The 2,303-nt window shown below is 75.2% G+C and carries 3 protein-coding genes; 2 read left to right on the top strand and 1 reads right to left on the bottom strand.

Features of this window, described 5'->3' with window-relative positions:
* A partial coding sequence (locus G3I53_RS07085) for a HEAT repeat domain-containing protein (protein ID WP_203616718.1) occupies positions 1–473 on the top strand: 473 nt, incomplete at its 5' end.
* Between the two features lie 26 nt (positions 474–499).
* Here the strand turns inward: G3I53_RS07085 and G3I53_RS07090 are convergent.
* Positions 500–1,750: a helix-turn-helix domain-containing protein gene (locus G3I53_RS07090; protein WP_164339328.1), complete on the bottom strand. Its 1,251-nt coding sequence runs from the start codon at positions 1,748–1,750 to the stop codon at positions 500–502.
* A gap of 187 nt (positions 1,751–1,937) precedes the next feature.
* Between G3I53_RS07090 and G3I53_RS07095 the strand changes: the two genes are divergently transcribed.
* Positions 1,938–2,303 (top strand): AMP-binding protein (locus G3I53_RS07095; protein ID WP_164438136.1); only part of this gene is annotated, 366 nt, incomplete at its 3' end.

Here is a 2,303-nt window from a genome sequence, read left to right on the forward strand (position 1 = left end):
CGGAGGACGCCGAGATCCGGCGCCGCGCGGTGCTGGCGGTCGTGGAGCTGGGGGAGGCGCCGGGGGCGTCCGAGCTGCTCGCCGACGCGCTGGACGACGAGGACGCGACGGTGCGCGGATCTGCCGCGCTGGCGCTGGGCCGGCGCGGGGCGACGGGGGCCGTTCCCGCGCTGGTCGCCATGGTTGTCGCGGGGGACCACGACGTCGAGGCGGCGGAGGTCCTGGGTGCGCTGTCCCGGGAGCCGGGGTGCGCGGCGCGCGTCATCGCCGCCCTGACCGGCGAACTCGCCGCCCCCGCGGCCGACTCCGGCACCCGGATCCGCATCGTGCAGGCGCTCGTGGAGCTGCCGGAAGCGGTCGCCCGGGAGGTACGGGAGGTGCTGGACGGGCTGGCCCGCGACGACGACCCCGCCCTCGCGCTGGTGGCCTCGGCCTTCGTGGCGGTGCTCGACGAACGGTCCGCCGGGGAGTGAGCCGCCGGCCGGCCCTGCGGGCGCGGTCAGCCCGGCGGCCGGCGCAGTTCCCGGGCGCGCAGCGCGATCTGCATCTCGAACTGCGCCGCCGGGTCCCGGAGTTGTTCGCCGAAGACCTCTTCCAGCTGGCGGAGCCGGTAGCGGACCGTCTGGGGGTGCACGGCGAGGCGGTGGGCGACCTCGCTGGCGTTGCGGGCACAACTGAGCCAGCACAGAAGCGTTTCGGCGAGCCGCTCGCGCTGTGGGGAGCGCACCGCGTCGAGCGGACCGAGTCGCTGCCGGGCGAGTTCGTCGACGAGTTCCTCGTCGTGGAAGAGCAGCAGCGTGGTCAGGTGGTCGGCGCAGCGGACGAGGCCGGTGCCGGGCAGGATGCCGCGCTGCGCGAGGTCGAGCGCGTCGCGGGCCCAGCGCAGCGAGCGGGCGCCCGCGTCGAGCGGCACGGTGGGGCCGAGCGCGCCGCGCAGGCCGCGTAAGACCCCGGCGACGGCACGGTCCCGGCCGGGGCCCTCCGGGTCGGGGACGACGATGATGCCCGGCTGCCCGTCCAACCGGGCGAGGAACTCCGGCGGCACGATGCGGCCGACGGCGTCCGGCTCCCCGGTGTGCTCGGTGACGACGACGGCGATGTCCCGGGGGAGCGGCCACTGCGCGGTGCGGGCGAGGTCGGCGACCGCCTCGGGGGAGACGGCCGCGTCGCCGGTGAGCAGGTCGATCAACCGGCTGCGGCGCTGCTGGAGTTCACCCGCGGCGTGCAGCCGGGCCTCGGTGTATCCGCTGGTGGTGGCGGCCGCCATCTCGTCGAGGTGCACGAACATGGTCTCGCCGAACGCGATGAGGTCCCGCGGCGGCAGCCGGTGGACGTCGACGAGTTCGCTCACCCTGCGCCAGGTCACCCGCGCGCCGAGCCGCAGCGCCGCCTGGAAGGAGTCGAGGCTGCGCCCCTCGTCGGCCTCGCCCTGCCCGATGCGCCGGTACGTGGCCCTGACGTCCTCCCAGTCGGCGCCGGAACCGGACAGCCGGGACAGGAAGCCCTCCAGGGCCTGTTCGACCCCCCGGTTCACGACGTGCATGTACGTCTCGTCCGTCGGCCGGGCGTACTCGGGGATCTCGGTGCGGATGGCGCGCACGACGTCCTCGGTGATCTCGCCGAGGAAGGGCCGCAGGTGGTCCTGGAGTTCGGCCGGCAGGTCCTTCGTCCGGGCGTCGTCTCGTGGCGGTGGGGTCCTGGTGTGGGCATCGTCTCGCCGCGGGGGCGTTCTGGTGCGGGGGTCGTCCATGGGGCTCCCTCGGTGTCAGGGACATCAAAGGCGGGCTCCGTGACCTTACCGGGGAGTAACTCCTCGGGCCCGTCGGTGTCCGACAGATCCGGCAACGATGCTTGTCATTGAAGTGACAACGGCGCGGGACGGCCCTGCGCGCCCGGACACAAGTGGTCACAGCATGCGATCGGTCACCATCCCGGTCATGACGGATCTGTTCGAGCGACGGCCCGCCGAGGAACCCGGACTGCGCTTCTACGCACCCGGCGTCCCGTGGCCCCTGCCCGTGCCCCGGGAGACCCTGCCCGACCTGCTCGACGGCGCGGCCCGCCGGTACGGGGGCCGCACTGCCCTGGTCGCCCCGGGGCACCGGATCGGCTTCCGCGTGCTGCGGCGTGCAGCCGCCCGGCTCGCCCCGGCCCTCACCCGGCTGGGCCTGCGGCGCGGTGACCACCTGGCGCTGCTGCTGCCCGACTGCCCGGAGGCGGTGGTGCTCTGCCACGCCGCGTGGCGGCTCGGCGTGACCGTCGTGCCGGGCGACATCGACGCCCCCGGCCGGGCGCTGGCCCTC

Source organism: Streptomyces sp. SID14436 (assembly GCF_010548465.1).
In the GTDB taxonomy this organism is placed as follows: Bacteria; Actinomycetota; Actinomycetes; order Streptomycetales; family Streptomycetaceae; genus Streptomyces.

Bases quoted from the DNA above. Each gene is read 5' to 3' on its own strand.
- G3I53_RS07090 (WP_164339328.1), bottom strand. From the start codon at position 1,750: ATGGACGACCCCCGCACCAGAACGCCCCCGCGGCGAGACGATGCCCAC.